The sequence below is a fragment of the Actinomadura logoneensis genome (assembly GCF_003428695.1).
Classification (GTDB): domain Bacteria; phylum Actinomycetota; class Actinomycetes; order Streptosporangiales; family Streptosporangiaceae; genus Spirillospora; species Spirillospora logoneensis.
The window spans coordinates 1-18,264 of record NZ_QURH01000097.1 but is presented as its reverse complement, the minus strand read 5'-3'; the positions used below and the strand labels follow the sequence as shown (position 1 = coordinate 18,264).

Sequence of the window (18,264 nt, the reverse complement as noted above, 5' to 3'; positions counted from 1 at the left end):
CGAAGCCGCCGGAGCCCAGCCCGAATGTCCAGGATGCGGGCTACGGGATCTGCGTATCTGCGGAACCGCCGCCACAGCGGGTCACGGCGGGCAGACCATCCCTATGGTCGAAACCCGATGTGCTGAATCCACTGCGGAGAGGTGCCGCTCATGTCCGCCGTCTCAAGTCGTGTGGCCCATCCTGATTCTGCGGAGGGGAGGGCGGCAAATGGCCGAAGAACCGCGTGATTCGTGACGGCGTGCTGGCTCCACGGGAACTCAGATTGTTTCCCGGGAGCGTGCGAGTGGATGCCCCCGGACGAGGTGACGATGGTTGTGGAGGTCACCTCGTCCGGGACGGACATCGACCGTTAGGGGGAAGCGTCACCGCTATGCGGATCGGGAAGACGCTCGATCTGCTGGAGCCGTTCGGGTTCGCGCTGGACACCGCGGAATTCGAGTAGTCAGAAGCGGGTGAGCCAGGACAGGACGCGGGCCAGGACGTAGTAGACGCCCGCCGTGATGCCCCAGTTCAGGTAAAGCTGGTGCTTCGGATTCGAACGCGGGAAGGCGTCGTGCAGCGGCGTGGCCAGCCAGTTGCCGGTGTGCAGCGTGGCGTGCACGAGCGCGTTGGACGGATTGGCGTCGGCCAGCGTCAGCAGGATGCCGATGACGAGGATCGCGGCGGCTGCGATTCCGGCGGCCAGAATGGCGAGGCTGATCGGGTTGTGCCGCATCCGGCGCCAGCGGCTCGGACGCTGCTTCACCACCACGGTCCGGGTGGGCGGCTCGCCGGCTCCGGCCGGGTCCGCGGTGCCGTCGGCCGGACGGCGCGTCCAGGGGCGGCTGCCGTCGGGGCGGGGAGACCAGGGCCAGCGGCGTGCCGTGGGGGCCTCGGTGGTCGCCGTCTCGTTCTCTCTGCGTCCCAGGTGGAGGGCCATCGCCTTTCACTCCTCAGTAGTACGACCTGTTTCGACGTACCGCGCGGTAGCCCCGGGAAACGGTGATCCGGTTTTCGGACGTCCCGGCGAACCGGATCTGGACGATCCGAGGAATGGTGGCAGCAGTTTCGGCGAACGAGTGACACGGATCGGATTCGTATGGTTACGTTCGGCGAACAGAAGGGCGTCCGCGAACACTCGAACCCCTGGAGCCGACGATGCCTCCACGCCGCAAGGAACAGGACGAGAACGACCCCCGCAACTTCGACCCCCGGTCGAGCAACTACGCGCTCTTCGCGCACAAGCTCCGCACCTACCGCGAACGCGAAGGGCTGAGCCAGACCGAGGTCGGCGCGTCCTGCAACGTCTCCCACAAGACGATCAGCGCCATCGAGAACCTGTACCGCATCCCGAACGTCGACGTCGCGGAGAAGCTGGACCTGCTCTTCGACGCCGACATCTTCGCGGACCTGTACTGGCTCATCCTCCGCGAAGCGGAGCTCACCCCGGGCTTCATCAGCTACACCCAGGAGGAGGCCAGAGCCGACTCGATTCGGGTGTTCGCGCCGACGCTGATCCCGGGACTCTTCCAGACCGAGGCGTACGCACGCGCCATCCTCCAGACCGAGACGCCCGAGGATGAGGTCGACCAGGCGCTTGCGGTGCGCATGGGGCGCCAGGCCATTCTCGCTCGGGAGAATCCGCCGTACATCGTCGCCCTCATCAAAGAGGCGGCGCTCCGGGAACCCGTCGGGGGACGGGAGGTGCATAGGGAGCAGCTCGACCACCTGCTCGAACTCGCGGGTCGGCACAACGTCACAATTCAGGTGATTCCGGATGGCGCGCCCGTCTACCTCACCGGCCTGCTCGCGGTGTTCGGTTACAGCGAGGAAAGCGACTTGGCCTACGTCGAAGCTCCCGTGGACAACGGGCGCATGGTGGAACCGCCCGCCCTTGTGCATCAGGTGGTCATGGCGTTCGATCGGGCGAGAGGCGAGGCTCTGTCCGTGGCGGAGTCCGAGCGCAAGATCCGCTCGATCAGGGAGGCTTTGTGACCGAACACGCTCATCGGTGGCGCAAGTCAAGCTACTCCGGAGGGACGGCCAGCAGCGATTGCGTCGAGGTGGCCGCCCTGGGTGCGGTCGTCGGCATTCGTGACTCGAAGGCTCCGGACGAGCCGCATCTGGGCGTGAGCCAAGGCGCGTTCAGGGGCCTGCTCTCTGCGGTGAGGGGACGTCATGACTGAAGCTGGCGTCCGGTGGCGCAAGTCAAGTTGCTCGGGTGCCTCGGGTAGCAGCGAGTGCGTCGAGGTGGCCCCGCTGGATCCGCTGATCGGCATCCGTGACTCGAAGGCTCCGGACGAGCCGCATCTGGGCGTGAGCCGAGAGGCGTTCAAGGGCCTGCTCTTGGCGGTGAGGAGGCGTCATGAGTGAAGCTGGCGTCCGGTGGCGCAAGTCGAGTTACTCCGGCGCCACGGGTAGTACGGAGTGCGTCGAGGTGGCCGTGCTGAATCCGGCCGTCGGCATCCGTGACTCGAAGGCCCCGGACGAGCCGCATCTGCGCGTCAGCCCGCAGGCATTCGGGGCCCTGCTCACCGCACTGAGGAGGCGTCATGAGTCAGCGTGATGCCCGGTGGCGCAAGTCGAGTTACTCGGGTGACACGGGAAGCAGCACCTGCGTCGAAGTCGCGGCGTTGGAGCCGGTGGTCGGTATCCGTGACTCGAAGGCTCCGGAAGGACTGCATCTGCCGGTGAGCCGGGACGGGTTCGCCGATCTGCTCGGTCGCCTGCGGTAGGAAGCTCGCGTACGGCCCGTCCCGGATGTTCCGGGGCGGGCCGTACGTCCTCGGTGGTGGGCTGAGCTGGGCGGATGGGAGGATTCGGGGGTCGTCACCCTTCGTGGAGGAGAACGCTCGGCATGGCCGTCATCCATCAGACCGAACTCACGCCGTCCAAGCGGGAACTGCTCGCCGCGTGGCTCCCGTCCCGCCCCTGGTTCCGCGGTGCGGACGTGCCGGTGCTGACCGACGTGGGCGGCTTCCGGCTGGACGACCCGGACGGCGAGGTCGGGATCGAGTTCAAGGTGGTCACCGACTCCTCAGGGACGCGGCCGTCCACCTACCTCGTGCCGCTCACCTATCGCGGCGCGCCGCTGGACGGGGCGGAGCACGCGCTCGTCGGCACGATGGAGCACGGCGTGCTGGGACGGCGCTGGGCCTACGACGGCTGCCACGACCCGGTGATGGTCGCCCAACTCCTGGCCCTGATCGAAGGCCGCGTCCAGGCCCAGGACCAGAACCTCAGCGACACCCCGGACCGGGAGATCACCCGCTCCTACGACGGCGCACCCCTCGTCCCCGAGGACTTCACCACCCCGGCCGTGGACGACGAGGACGGCACGGAACTGCGCTCAACGCAGGGGACCGTCGTCCGCCTGCTGCGCGTCCTGCACCCGGCCCCGCACGACGCGACCCGCCGCCCCGGAGGCGCGACCGGCCACCTCGCAGGCTCCTGGACCACCCCCACCGGCACCCGCCCAAGAGGCCTCTACGCCCTCACCCACGTCCCCGACTGACCGCAGCCTCGGCGGCGGCCTCGCCGCCGAGGTGGATCACCTGGTACGGCGCGGCCACGGCTTCCTCGGACTCAACCGGCTCAAGCAAACCAGTGATATATCGAGATGAGTCCCCGAACCAGCAAGCCGATGAAATAGAAGTAAAATATGGGGAATGTGGCGAGATAGCACAGTCTCAAGCAGCCGTGATTCTCGCCTTCGTCGGACCTTGGTCGGGTGTACATGAGAAACAGGTATACGAGATAGCATGCATAGTAGGCCATGGCTCCAATATTGGTAGGCATGGTCTTTGTGGTCAGGGCGTGGACCGCGCTGAAATGCAGCGTCCCCGTGCCTGCCAGAAAAGGAACGAGATAGGTCGCGCCGATTACACTTCCAACGAAGGCGAAGAACAGGACTGTGGCCCCGAGGGAAAGTAGGACTTGGGAGGCCGACCTGCTGGAATCCTGTGGCTGGTCGGTGTCCGCCGCTCTTTCTATCGCCCTCAGACTTCTGCCGTCTTCGGTGACGCGGTAGTCGGCCTTCCTGCTTTCCAGCAGTTCGCGAAGGTCGGGTGTGGCCCTTGACATGCCGGCGGACAGGACGAAATCGATCGCGACGAGCAGTTGTTCATCATCCAACAGCTCGAAAGGGCGCTCCATATTAGGATCGTCGAGTGAGAGGCCCACCTCGGCGGCGACCCTGCTCCGCTGGTCCCATTTGATGGTGACGCCGAGCCAGCGCGCCAGGTCGTGCCGCAGTGTCAAGGGCAATGACGCTTCGGTGAAACGTCCGTCTCCGCCGCCCGAAGACGACGGTTCTTCTGTCGTGGACGGGCCTACCTTTGTCGTGGACAGGCCTACCTTGGGAGCATGGTGCGGCCCGGTCGTCCCGTGCGCAGGCCGGGGCACCTCCTCTCTGAAGTGCTGGATCTGTTCGAGAGATGAGATCAGCTCATCACCGGACATACGCGCTTCGTGATCAGGGGCGAGCAGCCCGCCGATCAGAGGGGCGAGGGGGCCTGCGCGATGGAACTCCCTGTGCCGCCCGTCCAGAATCGCACGGTAGGTGGCGTGGTGGTGATCCTCCTGGAACGGGGGGTGGCCCTCGACCGCGTAGTACAGTGTCGCCCCGAGGCAGAACAGGTCCGACGCCGGTGAACCACGTTGTCCTTTGAGGCGCTCGGGGTCCATGTAGAGCGGCGTTCCCATGAGCACACCTTGAGTTGTCAGTGAGCCGCCGTCCGCCTGGATCGCTATCCCGAAATCGACGAGTACCGAGTTGCCCCCTGGCGCGAGGATTATATTGTCGGGTTTGACGTCCCGGTGCAGAATCCCGTGTTGGTGCACAATTTTAAGCGCCTCGGCCATCTGTAGGCCGAGCGTCGCGGTCCGTTCCACGCTCAGTGGGCCGTCCCGTCGAACGGTATTAGCCAGTGAGCGGCCTTCCACGAGGTTCATCACCAGCCATGGAACGCCATCCTGCTCGAAGACGTCGCGCATTCCCACGATGTGAGGATGTGGCGGGATCCGAGCCGCTGTCCTGGCTTCTCGCAGCGCTCGCCTGAGGAGTCTCTGCAACTCTGCCTCGGAAAGGCCATCCGGCATTATGAGTTGCTTGACCGCCACATCGGCCTCGAGGAGGAGGTGCCGGGCGCGCCATACGGTTCCCATTCCTCCTCTCCCCAACTTGCAGGCCAAGCGCAGGTTGTTTCCAATGATGTCGCCTTCTCGGTACTCTCTGGGCACGGCGCCGCTCCCGACTCTGCGAGCAAATCAACGCACCCTAACATCGCGGCCGAGGAGACGCTTACCAGGCGCCGGACCGGCGTGGCCGCTTTCCCGATGCCTCGCAATCCCGGCTCCGAGAGCTCGGGACGGCGCGATGACTCCGCCCCGTCGCTATGGGCATACGTGGAGGACATGGGCCCGCGGCGGGCGTCGGACGCGCACTAGCAGTGTGTGTGCCTTTCCCGGCAAGGAAGAAATTTAATTAAGTGCCGGCCGATACCCGAGGTGGTTCTTGCGGAGGAGTGCTCGCCGGTCGCGGCGCGTGCCGATGCGCCGGGGGCACCGTCACCTCCAGTGGGTGAGGCGAGGAAATCGTGTGTGGGCACTGGCACGGAGTCTTGTGGTGCGGAGGGGGGTTAACTGTTGGACCAGTTCGGGGGGCGCTTCTCTTTGAAGGCCAGGGAGCCTTCCTTGGCGTCCTGGGAGCCTATGACGGGCCAGCCGATCTCGTCGGAGATCTTGAGGGCTTCGGGCTCGGGGAGGTGGGCGGTCTCCCGGTAGGTGCGCAGGATCGCCTGGACGGCGAGGGGGCCGCAGGCGGCGATCTGGTCGGCGAGGTCGCGGGCCGCGGCCAGGGCCGTGCCGGACGGGACGACCTTGTTGACCAGCCCCATCGCCAGGGCCTCCTGCGGAGTCACGGAGCGGGCCGTCAGCAGGATGTCCATCGCGTTCGCGTAGCCGATCTGGCGGGGCAGCCGGATCGCGCAGCCGCCCATCGGGAACAGTCCGCGCTTCGCCTCGTAGAGGCCGAGCGTGGCGTCCTCGGCGACGACGCGCAGGTCGGTCCCGACCAGCAGCTCGGTGCCGCCGGCGACGGCGTAGCCCTCGACGGCGCAGATCAGAGGCTTGGTCGGCTGCCCCTCGCGCAGCAGGCCCTTCCAGTGGAAGTTCGGGATCTGCGACATCCGCTCCTGGACGCGCGGGTCGGACGGCGGCTTCCCCATCGCCTTGAGGTCCGCGCCCGCGCAGAACTGCCCGGCCGCGCCCGTCAGGATGCCGACGCGCACCTCCGGCGTCTCGGACATGTAGGCCCACGCGTCCGCGAGGCCGACGAGCATCGCCGACGACAGGGCGTTGCGGGCCTCGGGGCGGTTCATCGTGACGACGACGACGTGGCCGTCCCGCTCGACGGTGCAGTGCTCGGTGCTGATCGGCAGCGTCTCGGCCATGGCCACCTCCGGAGCGTCCCAGGAAAACAAGAACGGATTCTAGTGACGATCGTCCGTTCCCGACAGGGGTTGCCCGACAAAACGAGAACGTGCTCTACTTTTGCCGTCGGGGGTGTGGGACGCCCCGGCGACGCACGCGATCACCGAGGGAGAGCCGATGGGATCGTTGGGCTTCTGGCGGCTGGCGCAGGCCGACCCGGAATGGGTCGCGGCCGTCGATCCGGACGGGACGGAACACCGCGCGGGGGACCTGCTCGCCCGCGCGAACCGCGTCGTCCACGGCCTGCGCGCGCTCGGGCTGGAGCCGGGCGACGGCATCTGCGGGCTCGTCCCGAACGGCGTCGAGGGTCTGGTCCTGTACCTGGCCGCGCTCCAGGCGGGCTGGTACTACACGCCGGTCAACTGGCACCTGACCGGCCCCGAGATCGGCTACATCGTGGCCGACAGCGAGGCCAAGGCGTTCTTCGTCCACGAGCGGTTCGCCGAGGCGGGCGCGGACGCCGCCGAGGAGGCCGGGCTCGACGTGCGGCGCAGGTTCGCGTTCGGCGACGTCCCCGGGTTCCGGCCCGTGTCCGAGCTGGAGGACGGGCAGCCCGACACCCTCCCGGACGACCGCACCGCGGGCGCGACCATGCACTACACGTCCGGGACGACCGGACGTCCCAAGGGCGTCAGGCGCACCCTGCACGGCATCGACCCGGACGACTCGGCCGAGCTGATGACCTTCCTGCTCGGCCTGTTCGGCATCCAGCCGGGGCGTCCGGCCGGGCGGGAGCCGCAGGCGCACCTGGTCACCTCGCCGAACTACCACACGGCCGTCACCCAGTTCGGCGGGACGGCCCTGCACATGGGCCACACGCTCGTCTACGTGGACCGCTGGGACGCCGAGGAGACGCTCCGGCTCATCGACAAGTACCGGATCACGAACACGCACATGGTCCCGACGCACTTCAAGCGGCTGCTGTCGCTGCCGGAGGACGTGCGCAAGCGGTACGACGTCTCGTCCATGCGGTGGGCGATCCACGCCGCCGCGCCCTGCCCGGTGCCGCTGAAGCACCAGATGCTCGACTGGTGGGGCGACTGCATCTGGGAGTACTACGCGGCGACCGAGGGCGGCGGGACGATCGCGTCCCCGCAGGAGTGGCGCGCGCATCCCGGCACGGTCGGCAAGGCGTGGCCGATCAGCGAACTGCTGCTGGTGGACGACGAGGGCGAGCCCGTCCCGCCGAACACCCCCGGCACGATCTACATGAAGATGGCCAGCGGCGACTTCGAGTACAAGGGCGACCGGGCCAAGACCGAGGACTCGCGGCTGAACGGCTTCTTCACGGTCGGCGACATCGGCTACCTGACCGAGGACGGCTTCCTGTTCCTGTCCGACCGCAAGTCCGACCTGATCATCTCGGGCGGCGCGAACATCTACCCGGCCGAGATCGAGAACGAGATCGTCCTGCATCCGAAGGTCGCGGACGTCGCCGTGTTCGGCATCCCGGACGAGGAGTGGGGCGAGCAGATCAAGGCGGTCGTGGAGCCCGCCGAGGGCGTCGAACCCGGTCCGGAGCTGGCCGCCGAGATCCTCGCGTCCCTCGAGGGGCGCCTCGCGAAGATGAAGTGGCCGCGGACGATCGACTTCATCGAGGCGATGCCGCGCGAGCCGAACGGCAAGCTGCTCAAGCGCAAGCTCCGCGACCCGTACTGGAAGGACCGCGAGCGTGCCATCTGACCAGACCTCCGACCAGATCGGGGACGGCCCGAACCACATCCTGGAGTTCCCCGGCGGCTACACGCGCTCGGTCGGTCCCGTCATCGGACGCTTCCTCTCCGAGCTGCGCGACGGCAACCTGAAGGGCGTCCGGACGAAGGCGGGCCGCGTCCTGTTCCCGCCCGTCGAGTACGACCCGGACACCGGCGACGACGTCACCGGCGAGTTCGTGGACGTCGGCCCGGTCGGGACGGTGACGAGCTGGTCGTGGGTGCCGCACCCGCGCAAGACGCACCCGCTCGACCGTCCGTTCGCGTGGGCGCTGATCCGTCCGGACGGCGCGGACACGGCCATGCTGCACGCGCTCGACATGGGCGTCTTCGAGCCGGGAGCCCAGCCGCCGCGCCAGCTCAAGAGCGGGATGCGGGTGCGTCCGCGCTGGCGGGCCGAGCGCGTCGGCGGCGTCGGCGACATCGAGTGCTTCCAGCCCGAGGTCACGATGATCAACGCGCCGGGCCGGCTGGAGTACCGGCTGCGCGGCGGCCGGGCGCTCGACCGGTTCCTGGAGGGCGTCGAGCAGGGGAGGATCCTCGGCCACCGGTGCGACGTGTGCGGGCAGGTGATCGTCCCGATGAAGGGGCTGTGCCCGAAGGACGGCGTCCCGACGACGGAGGAGGTCGAGCTCCCCGACACCGGCACCGTCACCACGTTCGCGGTGAACAACCTGCCCGACCCGCGCGCGCCCGAGGTCCCGTTCGTGTCCGCGTACATCCTGCTGGACGGCGCGGGCCTCACGATGCTGTCGCTGGTCGCCGGCATACCGGCGGACCAGGTGCGGATGGGCATGCGGGTGCGCGCCGCGTGGCGTCCGCGCGAGGAGTGGACCCGGTCGATGGCGAACATCAGGTGGTTCGAGCCGACCGGCGAACCGGACGTCCCCTTCGACGAGATCAAGGACTACCTCTGATGCGTCCCGTAGCGGTCGTCGCGTTCACCCAGACCCGGCACGTCGGCGAGGACGCGGGGCTGTCCGAGACCGAACTGCTCGCCCCGCTCGTCACCGAGATCAAGCAGCGCACGGGCATCACCCGCTTCGGGTTCACCTGCTCCGGCTCCAACGACTACCTGGCCGGCGCGCCGTTCTCGTTCGTGTCCGCGCTCGACGCGGTCGGCGCGTGGCCGCCGATCTCCGAGAGCCACGTCGAGATGGACGCCGCGTGGGCGCTGTACGAGGCGTGGGTGAAGCTCCAGCACGGCGGGATCGACACCGCCCTGGTGTACGGGTTCGGGAAGACGTCGCAGGGCGACTACCCGGAGATCGTCACGCAGGGCCTCGACCCGTACTACCTCGCGCCGCTCGGCGTCGACCAGGTCTCGCTGGCCGCGCTCCAGGCCCGCGCGTACCTCGACCACACCGGGACGGACGAGACCCGGTTCCGGGAGATCGCCGCCCGCGCCCGGTCGTCCGGACGCGGCAACCCGTCCGCGCTCCACCTGGACGCCCCGGACGAGAAGGCCGGGTACGAGGTCGCGCCGCTGCGGCCGCACGACGTCGCGCCTGTCACCGACGGCGCGGCGGTGATCGTCCTCGCCGCCGGGGACAGGGCCCGTGAGCTGGCCGAACGTCCCGCGTGGATCACCGGTATCGACCACCGGAGCGAACCGCACCAGCCCGGCTTCCGCGACCTGGCGTCCTCGCCGTCCGCGCGGCTCGCCGCCGAGCGGGCGGGCGGCACGGACGGCGTCGAGATCGCCGAACTCCACACCCAGTTCAGTCACGAGGAGCTGATCCTGCGGGACGCCCTCGGACTCGGCGACGGCGTCGCGGTCAACCCGTCCGGCGGGCCGCTCAGCGCGAACCCGGTGATGGCGACCGGCCTGATCCGGATCGGTGAGGCCGCCGCGCGGATCGCCGGCGGCACGGCCGGACGCGTCCTCGCGCACGCCGCGTCCGGACCCTGCCTTCAGCAGAACCTCGTCTGCGTCATGTCGGGAGAGCAGAGCGATGGCTGACCGGTGCGCCGTCATCGGCGTGGGCCAGACGGCCTACAAGACCAAGCGGCCGGACGTGTCGATGGCCGGGCTGCTCCGCGAGGCCGCCCGGCGCGCCCTCGACGACGCGGGCCTGACCTGGACCGACATCGACGCCGTCGTCATCGGCAAGGCCCCCGACCTGTTCGAGGGCGTGATGACGCCGGAGGGGTACCTCGCCGACGCGCTCGGCGCGGCCGGCAAGCCGATCATGCGGGTGCACACCGCCGGGTCGGTGGGCGGCTCCACCGCGATCGTCGCGGCGAGCCTCGTCCAGTCGGGCGTGCACGACCGGGTCCTCACGGTCGCGTGGGAGAAGCAGTCGGAGTCGAACGCGACGTGGGCGCTGACCGTGTCCGGCCCGTACACGACGTCGCTGGTCGTGGGCGCGGGCGGCTACTTCGCTCCGCACATCCGCGCGTACATGCGGCGCAGCGGCGCGCCCGACCACATCGGGACGCTCGTCGCCGTCAAGGACCGGCAGAACGCGCTGAGGAACCCCTACGCGCACCTGCGCATCCCCGGCATCTCGCGCGAGATGGTCGAGTCGACGCCGATGCTCTGGGAGCCGATCCGCTACCTGGAGACCTGCCCGTCCTCGGACGGCGCGTGCGCGATGGTCCTGGCGTCCGAGCGGGCCGCCGCGCAGGCCCCGAACCCGCCCGCCTGGGTGCACGGCACCGCGATGCGGTCCGAGCCGATCTTCTTCGCCGGGCGCGACACCGTGAACCCGCAGGGAGGCAAGGACTGCGCCGCCGACGTGTACCGGCAGGCGGGGATCAGCGACCCGCGCCGCGAGATCGACGTCGCCGAGGTGTACGTCCCGTTCTCCTGGTACGAGCCGATGTGGCTGGAGAACCTCGGGTTCTGCGGTGAGGGCGAGGGCTGGAAGCTCACCGAGGCGGGCGCGACCGCCCTGGACGGCGACATCCCGTGGAACGCCTCGGGCGGCGTGCTGTCGTCCAACCCGATCGGCGCGTCCGGGATGATCCGCTTCGCCGAGGCCGCGCTCCAGGTGCGCGGCATGGCGGGGGAGCACCAGGTGGACGGCGCGCGCCGCGCCCTCGGCCACGCCTACGGCGGCGGCGCGCAGTTCTTCGCGATGTGGATCGTCGGCAGCGACAAACCCTAGGAAACCGGCCCGGACGGACGGCCGGGGACCCGCACCGGGCCCCGGCCGGACCCGCGGGCCGCCCGACCCGGCCCGTCCCCCGGAGGCCACGATGGAGTTCAACCACGCCGATCTGTTCGAGGGGGTCGCCGACGCGGTCGGGACCCGCACCGCGGTCGTCTGCGGCGACCGCCGCCTGACCTACGCCGAGCTGGACGCGCACGCCAACCGGCTCGCGCACCACCTGCGCGCCGCCGGGGTGGAACCACACCGGCACGTGGCGATCCAGCTCTACAACGGCGTCGAGTACGCCGCCGCGATCCTCGCCGCGCTGAAGATCCGCGCCGTCCCGATCAACGTGAACTACCGGTACGTCGAGGACGAGCTGCGCTACCTGTTCCGCGACTCCGACAGCGTCGCCCTGGTCTACGACGCCGAGTTCGACGAGCGGATCGCCGCCGTCCTCCCGGACGCGCCCGAGCTGCGGCACCTGGTCGCGGTCGGCGACTCGGCCGTCGAGGGGGCCGTCCGGTACGAGGACGCCGTGGCCGCGCAGTCCGACGCCCGCGACTTCCCGCCGCGCTCCGCCGACGACACCTACATCATCTACACGGGCGGCACGACGGGCATGCCGAAGGGCGTGATGTGGGGCATGGAGAGCATGCTCCGCGCCTTCTGGAACCCGACCTTCCCGCCGCCCGAGAAGCCCGAGGACGTCGTGGAGCTGGCCCGCTCGTCCGGGCCGATGGTGATGATGCCGGTCGCGCCGCTCATGCACGGCGCGGCGCAGCAGGCCACGTTCATCTCCTGGTGCATGGGCGCGACCGTCGTGTACACGCGCCGTTTCGACGCCGCCGAGGTGTGGCGGACGATCGAGCGCGAGCGGGTCAACTCGCTGACGATCACCGGCGACGCGATGGCGATCCCGATGGCCGACGAGCTGGCGCGCGGCGGCTACGACACCTCGTCGCTGCTGGCGTTCGTCTCGACGGGCGCGATCCTGACCGGGACCGTCCGCGAACGCGTCGCCGCGCTGCTGCCGAACACGATGATCCTGGACCGGTTCGGCTCGACCGAGTCCGGCTCGACCGCCGAGGCCGTCGCCGGGTCCGCGCCCGAGAAGGGCCTGCGCTTCACCCCGGACGTGCCGGACATCGCCGTCCTGGACGACGCGCTGGAGCCCGTCCGGCCGGGGTCGGGGGTGATCGGGCAGCTCGCCCGCTCCGGGCACATCGCGCGCGGCTACTACAACGACCCGGAGAAGACCGCCCGCACGTTCCCGGAGGCCGGCGGCCGTCGCTGGCTGCTCACCGGCGACATCGCGACCGTCGAGGCGGACGGCACGATCTCGGTGTTCGGCCGCGGCTCGCAGGCGATCAACACCGGCGGCGAGAAGGTCTTCCCGGAGGAGGTCGAGGCCGTCCTCAAGGGCCATCCGGACGTCTACGACGCCGTCGTCACCGGGATCGCGGACGAGCGCTGGGGCTCGCGGGTGGCCGCCGTCGTCCAGCCCGCGCCCGGCGCGTCCCCGGACCCGGACCGCCTCGACGCGCACTGCCGGGCGCACCTGTCGGGCTACAAGGTGCCGCGCACGTACGCGTTCGTGCCGGAGATGAAGCGGTCCCCGGCGGGCAAGGCCGACTACCGCTGGGCCCGGCAGGTCGCGGAGAACGCCTGATCATCGGGCCGGGAGCGCCTGGTCGGCAGGGCCGGGCGCGGAGGCTTGAGGAGGGGAAGCGGTCAGCCGAGGCCGTGGGCGGCGAAGGTGAGGGTCAGGTCGGCGTCGTCGGCCGGGGCGTCCTCGGGGAGGTGCCAGCAGACCTGGTAGGTGACCTCGTGCGGGGCGCCGTCGCCCTGGGCCGTCCAGTTGCCGAAGCCGCGCTCGGGGCGGTCGGGGCTGGTGCAGTCGGCGAGCGAGCCGCTGAAGACCGGGTAGGGGAGGCGGCGCCGGGACGCCTCGTAGATGCCGACGCGGATGGCGCCGGCCTGCGGGCACCGGGCGTTCTCGCGGCGGACGCGCATCGCGACGACGGCGTCGCGGTCGTCGCAGTAGCGCACGGTGATCGTCCGGGTGCCGCGCTCACCGGGGGCCAGGCCGGACAGCCGCAGGCATACGGCCGCCTCCTCGCCGGACGACAGGCCGACGGTCTCGGTGGAGATGATGTTGGTGCTCAAGCTCTCGCCCCCCGCGCGGAATCGTGTTCGTCGCGCGCGCCGCGTACGGGTCGGTTCGCCCTGGTACGGCACGGTTCGTAGGTCAGTGGTCCAGACCATTGCCGAGTATAGATCGTCCTTGGTGATGCTTTTCATGTTTCGCCGGGATACCGGCGGGTAAAAAAGATCAACCTCGCGCCAACCTTCGGGTCGCCCCGGGTATCTCATGACGCATGAACAAGATGATCGTGAGGGGCGCGACCGCCGTGCTGGCGCTCTGCCTCGCCTCCCCCGCCCTGGCCGCCTGCGGTGACTCCAAGAAGTCCGACGACGGCGACAAGGCCACCGCCGCCGCCTCGCCCAGCTCGGAAGCGTCGTCGAAGGGGACCGATGGAAGCGGCGGCAGTGACTCCAGCGGTGGCGCGCAGCCCGGAACGGGCTCCTCCCCCAAGCCCCAGGGCGGCGTGAAGTCGGCGGTGAAGCTCCCGGTGCCGGACGACCTGTCCGGCGCCCTTCAGGACACCTACTTCGCGGCGGCCCACAAGTCCTACCCGAAGGGCACCCGTGCGGACGTCCTGACGCCGACGCACGTCCTGTTCGGCAAGATCACCGGTGCCAACGGCGGCGTGCAGTTCTACGCCGCGGGCGACATCGGCTTCAAGAACAACCCGATCTCGCAGCAGGACGGCCCGCACGTCTGGAAGAAGGACGACAGCCAGCAGAGCTGGGTGTACGTCAGCGACACGGGCGGCAACCTGTGCGGCTCGGTGCCGAAGGCGCTCGTCCAGGCCTGGGGGAGGTCCTGCAACTGATCCCGGCGGCACGGGCCTCCGCCCGTGCCGTGACTGACACCTGACCGAGAAGGGCGGGCGTCCTTCCCGGACGCCCGCCCGTGACCTGCGACGCTGTACCGTCTCTCCTGTCGAGAGACATCCCGGAGGTGATCGGTGACCCCCGAACGGGCCCGGACGGTCGAGGAACTGCGCGCGGCCATGCAGCGCGGCACGATGTACACGGTGCTGCTGCACCACGCGACGGCGGCCAAGGCGGGGCTCAACGTCACCGACGCCCAGTGCGTGAACGCGCTGGTCCTGGACGGCCCGCAGACCCCGGGCGAGCTCGCCCGGCTCATGGGGATCACCACCGGCGGCGCGATCACCGCCGTGATCGACCGGCTGGAGCGCGCCGGGTACGTCCGGCGCAGCCGCGACCCGCGGGACCGGCGGCGCGTGATCGTCGAGCCCGTCCCGGAGCGGGTCGAGGCGTTCGGCGCCTACTTCACCCCGATCGCGAGCGCCTTCGGCGAGCGCGTCGCCGCCCTGGACGACGACGCCCTGCGCACGCTGCTCGACTGGTTCGAGGGCACCAACGCCGTCATGCCGTCCGTCATCACCGAGATCCGCGGCATGGACTAGCCGCGTCCGCGGCCCGGCGGGGTCAGGTGGCGATGCGGCCGCGGAGCAGGTCCATCAGGGTGGCGTGGACCTCGTCCAGCGGACGCTCCGGCTGCAGCGTGCGCCAGTCGAGCGCGACCATCAGCACCATCCCGAACACCGCCGACGCGGCCGTGTCCACGTCCAGGTCGGCGCGCAGGTCGCCCGCGTCCACCGCCGAGCGGACGACGTCGCCGACCGCGCCGATCGCGCGCTCCCGGATCAGCCGCGCCGCCTGCGCCCAGTCGCCGCCCGACCGCCACGTCTCGGCGAGCAGCAGCCGCGCGAACGGCTCGTGCTCGCCGATGAACACCAGCTCCGCCCGGACGACCGCGGACAGCGCGTCCAGCGGCGGCAGGCCGTCCGCCGCGTCCCGCAGCGCCGCCCCGAAACGCTCGACGCCGAACTCCAGCAGCGCCGTGAACAGCGCGTTCTTGCTGCCGAAGTTGTAGTAGACGGTGCCCTTGGCCACTCCGGCGCGCTCGGCGATCCGGTCGACCGAGGCGGCGGCGAACCCGCGCTCGGCGATCAGCTCGATCGCCGCGTCGAACAGCCTCTCCCGCGTCGGCGTCCGCGTCACGTGTTCCTCCGGTCAGACGGTCAGAGCTTGAGGACGGGGTGCAGCCGCTTCATCGTCCACACCCGGTTGCCGCGGACGGCGAGGGCGGTCAGCACGAGCGCCCCGGCCAGGAAGGCCGCGAGCACTCCCGTACCCTGCCACACCGGCGTCATCTCCCCGCCGCTGATCAGCCGCCGGACCCCGTCCACCACCCAGGACATGGGCAGGAACGGCCGGATCGCCTGGAAGAACGACGGGCTCGTCTCGATCGGGTAGGTGCCCGCCGCCGAGGTGAGCTGGAGCATCAGCAGCGCGAGTGCGATCACCCGTCCGACCGGGCCGAACTTCACGTTCACCCATTGGATCACGGCGAGGAACGCTGCGGACGCCAGCGACAGGAACGCGATCAGTCCCGGCCACCGCTCGGCGTGCAGGCCGAGCGCGGGCGCCCAGCGCAGCACCGCCAGCACGACCAGCACCTGCGCGACGCCGATCGCGGCGGCGGGCAGCCAGCCCGCGAGCGCGACCCGCCAGGCGGGCGCGGTCCCGGCGGCGGCGCGCGGGTTCACCGGCCGCAGCAGCATGTAGACGATCATCCCGCCGACCCACAGCGACAGCGGGACGAAGAACGGCGCGAACCCGGTGCCGTAGTTCGGCACGGCGTTCTCGGTGGTGCTGGCGAGCTTGACCGGGCTGCTCATCATGTCCGCGCGGGAGTTCCGCTCGTCCGAGCCGTAGGACGGGACCTGGCCCGCGCCCTCGCCCAGCTTGTCCGACAGCTCCCCGCCGCCCTTCGCGGCCTTGGCGTTGCCGTCGCTGATCTGCCCGAGCGCCGTCTCCAGCGTCACCGCGCCGCCCGAGAGCTGCCCGATGCCGGACGTGAGCTGCGTCGAGCCGTTCAGCAGCTTGCCCGAGCCGGTTGACAGCTCCGCCGAGCCGGACGCGAGCTGCTGCGCGCCCGCGTTGAGCTTGTCGACGTTCTTGCGGGCGGCCTCGACCTTGCCCGCGAGCGTCGGCGCGTCCTTGGCGATCTTCTGGGCGGCGGTCTTGACCTGCTGCGCGTTGGCGGCGAGCCGCTTGAGGTCGGCGTTGTGCGTCCGGATGAAGGTGTTCACCTGGCGGGCGACGCCGGTCACGCGCTCCGCGGAGGAGGTGAGCTGCTGCCGCACGTCCGCGGGGATCTCCGGGTGCGCCGCCAGGTACCGCTTCAGGTCGGCCTGCGCGGCCTCGGCGCGGCGGAGCGCGTCGGCGCTCTGCGCCGGGAGCTCGCCGGCGCCCGCCGACAGCGCGTCCGCGCCCCGGGCGACCAGCAGCGCCCCGTCCCGGATCTCCGGCGCGTGCTCGCGCAGCAGCGGGACGATCGTGTCCGCCGCGTTCCCCACGGCGGTGTCGAGCCGCTGGACGCCCGCCGCGAGCTGCCGGTTCCCGGCCGCGACCTGGTCGGCGCCCTGCTGGAGCGTTCCCAGCCCGTCGGTGATCTGCTGCGACGCGCCGTGCGCCTGGTCGATGCCCTTCTTGAGCTTCCCGGCGCCCGCCTCGACCTTGCCGCCGGCCTCGGCGAGCTTCTTGTTGCCGTCGGCCAGCTCGCCCGCGCCCTGGGCCGCCTTCTCGAGCTGCCCGTGCAGCGTCCCGAACGACACGAAGATCTGGTCGAAGTAGCCCTTGGCCGCGCTGTCGCCCGCCGCCGCGCTGATCTCCTTGAACGCGGCCTGCGCCAGCGTCCCGACGACGTAGTTGTTCGAGTCGTTGATCCGGACCTTGAGGTCGGCCGGGGTCGGCAGCGACTTCCCGGACGCTCCGGCGATCCGCTCGCTGAAGTCGGCCGGGATCGTCAGCGACATGTAGTACTTCCCGTCGCGGACGCCCTTCTCGGCGGCCGTGCCGTCCACGGTCTTCCAGTCGAAGACCTGCCGCTTCTTCAGCTCGTCCGCCAGGTCGTGCCCGGCGTCGACCGTCTTGCCCTCCGCCTTGGCGGGCCTGTCGTCCACGACCAGCGCGACGGGCAGGTTGTGCATCCGGCCGTACGGGTCCCAGAACGACCACAGGTACAGCCCGGCGTAGAGCAGCGGCAGCAGCACCATCCCGACCAGCGCGACCATCGTCAGGGGGTGCCTGCGGAACCGTCGCAGCTCGAGGTTGCCCGTCGAGAGCGAGGGAAGTCTCATCGGGGGTTCTCCAAAGACAGATCGAGGGCCAGGCCGCGCGCGGGCGCGGGGTCCTGGCAGGACGCGACGACGGTGACGCCGGAGTCGGCGACGGCGCGCAGCCGCTCCCAGAGGGCGCGCTGCCGGTCGAGGGGCAGGCCCTCGTCCACGTCGTCCAGCAGGAGGAGGCCGGGGCGGCCGACCAGCGCGCACGCGGCGCCGAGCAGCTGGGCCTCCTCGGGGGACAGGTCGGCGGCGGGCAGCGAGGTGTCGAGGTCGCCGAGGCCGACGCGCTCCAGCGCGTGCCGGATCCGCTGGGCCCGGCCGCGCCACCGGCCGAACAGCCCCTCGCGCAGGTCGAGGGCCTCGCCGAGGTGCTCGCGGACGGTCAGCGCGGGGTCCAGCTCGTTCACGCCGGGCACCAGGCCGAGCGCCGAGATCCGCTGGACGGAGCGCAGGTCGCGGGGGAGCTGGAACTGGCCGACCGTCGCGGTGCCGCCGGACGGCTTCATCCGGCCGCCGAGCGTGAGCAGCAGGGCCGTGCGGCCCGTCCCGCCCGCGCCGCTGACGGCGAGCAGCGCGCCCGCCGGAATGTCGAAGGTGACGGGGGCGTAGACCATGCCGCGCCGTCCGCGCAGGCACAGGTCGTCGGCCGCGACCCGGACCGGGGCGCCGGCCGTCCGCCCGCGCCGCGCGCG

The 18,264-nt window shown here is 70.5% G+C and carries 20 protein-coding genes; 13 read left to right on the top strand and 7 right to left on the bottom strand.

Annotation, left to right across the window (positions count from 1 at the left end):
* Positions 1 to 443 precede the first annotated feature (443 nt).
* Complete coding sequence (locus DZF91_RS04635) at positions 444 to 920, bottom strand: hypothetical protein (protein ID WP_117356251.1); 477 nt, start codon at positions 918 to 920, stop codon at positions 444 to 446.
* A gap of 218 nt (positions 921 to 1,138) precedes the next feature.
* Here DZF91_RS04635 and DZF91_RS04630 point away from each other — a divergent pair, with 218 nt between their 5' ends.
* From DZF91_RS04630 to DZF91_RS04605, 6 genes are all read left to right on the top strand, one after another.
* Complete coding sequence (locus DZF91_RS04630) at positions 1,139 to 1,975, top strand: helix-turn-helix domain-containing protein (RefSeq protein WP_117356250.1); 837 nt, start codon at positions 1,139 to 1,141, stop codon at positions 1,973 to 1,975.
* Complete coding sequence (locus DZF91_RS42590) at positions 1,972 to 2,166, top strand: DUF397 domain-containing protein (protein ID WP_117356249.1); 195 nt, start codon at positions 1,972 to 1,974, stop codon at positions 2,164 to 2,166. The genes DZF91_RS04630 and DZF91_RS42590 overlap by 4 nt, the downstream gene beginning before the upstream one ends.
* Entirely contained in the window at positions 2,159 to 2,353 is a 195-nt protein-coding gene (locus DZF91_RS04620; RefSeq protein ID WP_117356248.1) for a DUF397 domain-containing protein, read from the top strand. The genes DZF91_RS42590 and DZF91_RS04620 overlap by 8 nt, the downstream gene beginning before the upstream one ends.
* Entirely contained in the window at positions 2,346 to 2,546 is a 201-nt protein-coding gene (locus tag DZF91_RS04615) for a DUF397 domain-containing protein (RefSeq protein ID WP_117356247.1), read from the top strand. Before DZF91_RS04620 ends, DZF91_RS04615 begins: the two co-directional genes overlap by 8 nt.
* Positions 2,533 to 2,715, top strand: a complete 183-nt coding sequence (locus DZF91_RS04610) for a DUF397 domain-containing protein (RefSeq protein WP_117356246.1) — start codon at positions 2,533 to 2,535, stop codon at positions 2,713 to 2,715. The genes DZF91_RS04615 and DZF91_RS04610 overlap by 14 nt, the downstream gene beginning before the upstream one ends.
* A 122-nt stretch (positions 2,716 to 2,837) precedes the next feature.
* Positions 2,838 to 3,494 carry a maltokinase N-terminal cap-like domain-containing protein gene (locus DZF91_RS04605; protein ID WP_117356245.1) on the top strand — a complete coding sequence of 219 codons (657 nt, stop codon included), beginning with the start codon at positions 2,838 to 2,840 and terminating at the stop codon, positions 3,492 to 3,494.
* 80 nt (positions 3,495 to 3,574) lie between these two features.
* On the opposite strand, the gene DZF91_RS04600 is transcribed toward DZF91_RS04605, so the two are convergent.
* Complete coding sequence (locus tag DZF91_RS04600; protein WP_147340993.1) at positions 3,575 to 5,221, bottom strand: serine/threonine-protein kinase; 1,647 nt, start codon at positions 5,219 to 5,221, stop codon at positions 3,575 to 3,577.
* Positions 5,222 to 5,619: 398 nt separating this feature from the next.
* The gene (locus DZF91_RS04595; RefSeq protein WP_117356243.1) at positions 5,620 to 6,432 is read right to left on the bottom strand and encodes a crotonase/enoyl-CoA hydratase family protein; all 813 of its coding nucleotides are present in this window, start codon (positions 6,430 to 6,432) and stop codon (positions 5,620 to 5,622) included.
* A 157-nt stretch (positions 6,433 to 6,589) separates the two neighbouring features.
* Between DZF91_RS04595 and DZF91_RS04590 the strand changes: the two genes are divergently transcribed.
* The 5 genes from DZF91_RS04590 to DZF91_RS04570 all read left to right on the top strand — a co-directional run bounded on the left by DZF91_RS04590 (position 6,590) and on the right by DZF91_RS04570 (position 12,954).
* Positions 6,590 to 8,155: an acyl-CoA synthetase gene (locus DZF91_RS04590; protein WP_117356265.1), complete on the top strand. Its 1,566-nt coding sequence runs from the start codon at positions 6,590 to 6,592 to the stop codon at positions 8,153 to 8,155.
* On the top strand, positions 8,145 to 9,101 hold the full coding sequence (locus tag DZF91_RS04585; RefSeq protein WP_235834084.1) for a Zn-ribbon domain-containing OB-fold protein: 957 nt from the start codon (positions 8,145 to 8,147) through the stop codon (positions 9,099 to 9,101). Before DZF91_RS04590 ends, DZF91_RS04585 begins: the two co-directional genes overlap by 11 nt.
* Positions 9,101 to 10,147, top strand: a complete 1,047-nt coding sequence (locus DZF91_RS04580; RefSeq protein WP_117356242.1) for a thiolase domain-containing protein — start codon at positions 9,101 to 9,103, stop codon at positions 10,145 to 10,147. Before DZF91_RS04585 ends, DZF91_RS04580 begins: the two co-directional genes overlap by 1 nt.
* Complete coding sequence (locus DZF91_RS04575) at positions 10,140 to 11,297, top strand: thiolase domain-containing protein (RefSeq protein WP_117356241.1); 1,158 nt, start codon at positions 10,140 to 10,142, stop codon at positions 11,295 to 11,297. Before DZF91_RS04580 ends, DZF91_RS04575 begins: the two co-directional genes overlap by 8 nt.
* 91 nt (positions 11,298 to 11,388) lie before the next feature.
* Positions 11,389 to 12,954 (top strand): acyl-CoA synthetase, encoded by a 1,566-nt coding sequence (locus DZF91_RS04570; RefSeq protein WP_117356240.1) that lies wholly within the window; start codon positions 11,389 to 11,391, stop codon positions 12,952 to 12,954.
* A 62-nt stretch (positions 12,955 to 13,016) separates the two neighbouring features.
* On the opposite strand, the gene DZF91_RS04565 is transcribed toward DZF91_RS04570, so the two are convergent.
* The gene (locus DZF91_RS04565) at positions 13,017 to 13,451 is read right to left on the bottom strand and encodes a hypothetical protein (protein WP_117356239.1); all 435 of its coding nucleotides are present in this window, start codon (positions 13,449 to 13,451) and stop codon (positions 13,017 to 13,019) included.
* 212 nt (positions 13,452 to 13,663) lie between these two features.
* Here DZF91_RS04565 and DZF91_RS04560 point away from each other — a divergent pair, with 212 nt between their 5' ends.
* Positions 13,664 to 14,242, top strand: coding sequence for a hypothetical protein (locus DZF91_RS04560; RefSeq protein ID WP_117356238.1), 579 nt, complete (start codon positions 13,664 to 13,666; stop codon positions 14,240 to 14,242).
* A 135-nt stretch (positions 14,243 to 14,377) separates the two neighbouring features.
* On the top strand, positions 14,378 to 14,845 hold the full coding sequence (locus tag DZF91_RS04555; protein ID WP_235834083.1) for a MarR family winged helix-turn-helix transcriptional regulator: 468 nt from the start codon (positions 14,378 to 14,380) through the stop codon (positions 14,843 to 14,845).
* A 22-nt stretch (positions 14,846 to 14,867) separates the two neighbouring features.
* Here DZF91_RS04555 and DZF91_RS04550 read toward each other — a convergent pair whose 3' ends face one another.
* From DZF91_RS04550 to DZF91_RS04540, 3 genes are all read right to left on the bottom strand, one after another.
* Positions 14,868 to 15,443, bottom strand: coding sequence for a TetR/AcrR family transcriptional regulator (locus tag DZF91_RS04550; protein WP_117356237.1), 576 nt, complete (start codon positions 15,441 to 15,443; stop codon positions 14,868 to 14,870).
* A gap of 20 nt (positions 15,444 to 15,463) precedes the next feature.
* Positions 15,464 to 17,587, bottom strand: coding sequence for a YhgE/Pip domain-containing protein (locus tag DZF91_RS04545; protein ID WP_117356236.1), 2,124 nt, complete (start codon positions 17,585 to 17,587; stop codon positions 15,464 to 15,466).
* A partial coding sequence (locus DZF91_RS04540; protein ID WP_328589119.1) for an ATP-binding cassette domain-containing protein occupies positions 17,584 to 18,264 on the bottom strand: 681 nt, incomplete at its 5' end. The genes DZF91_RS04545 and DZF91_RS04540, both read right to left, overlap by 4 nt.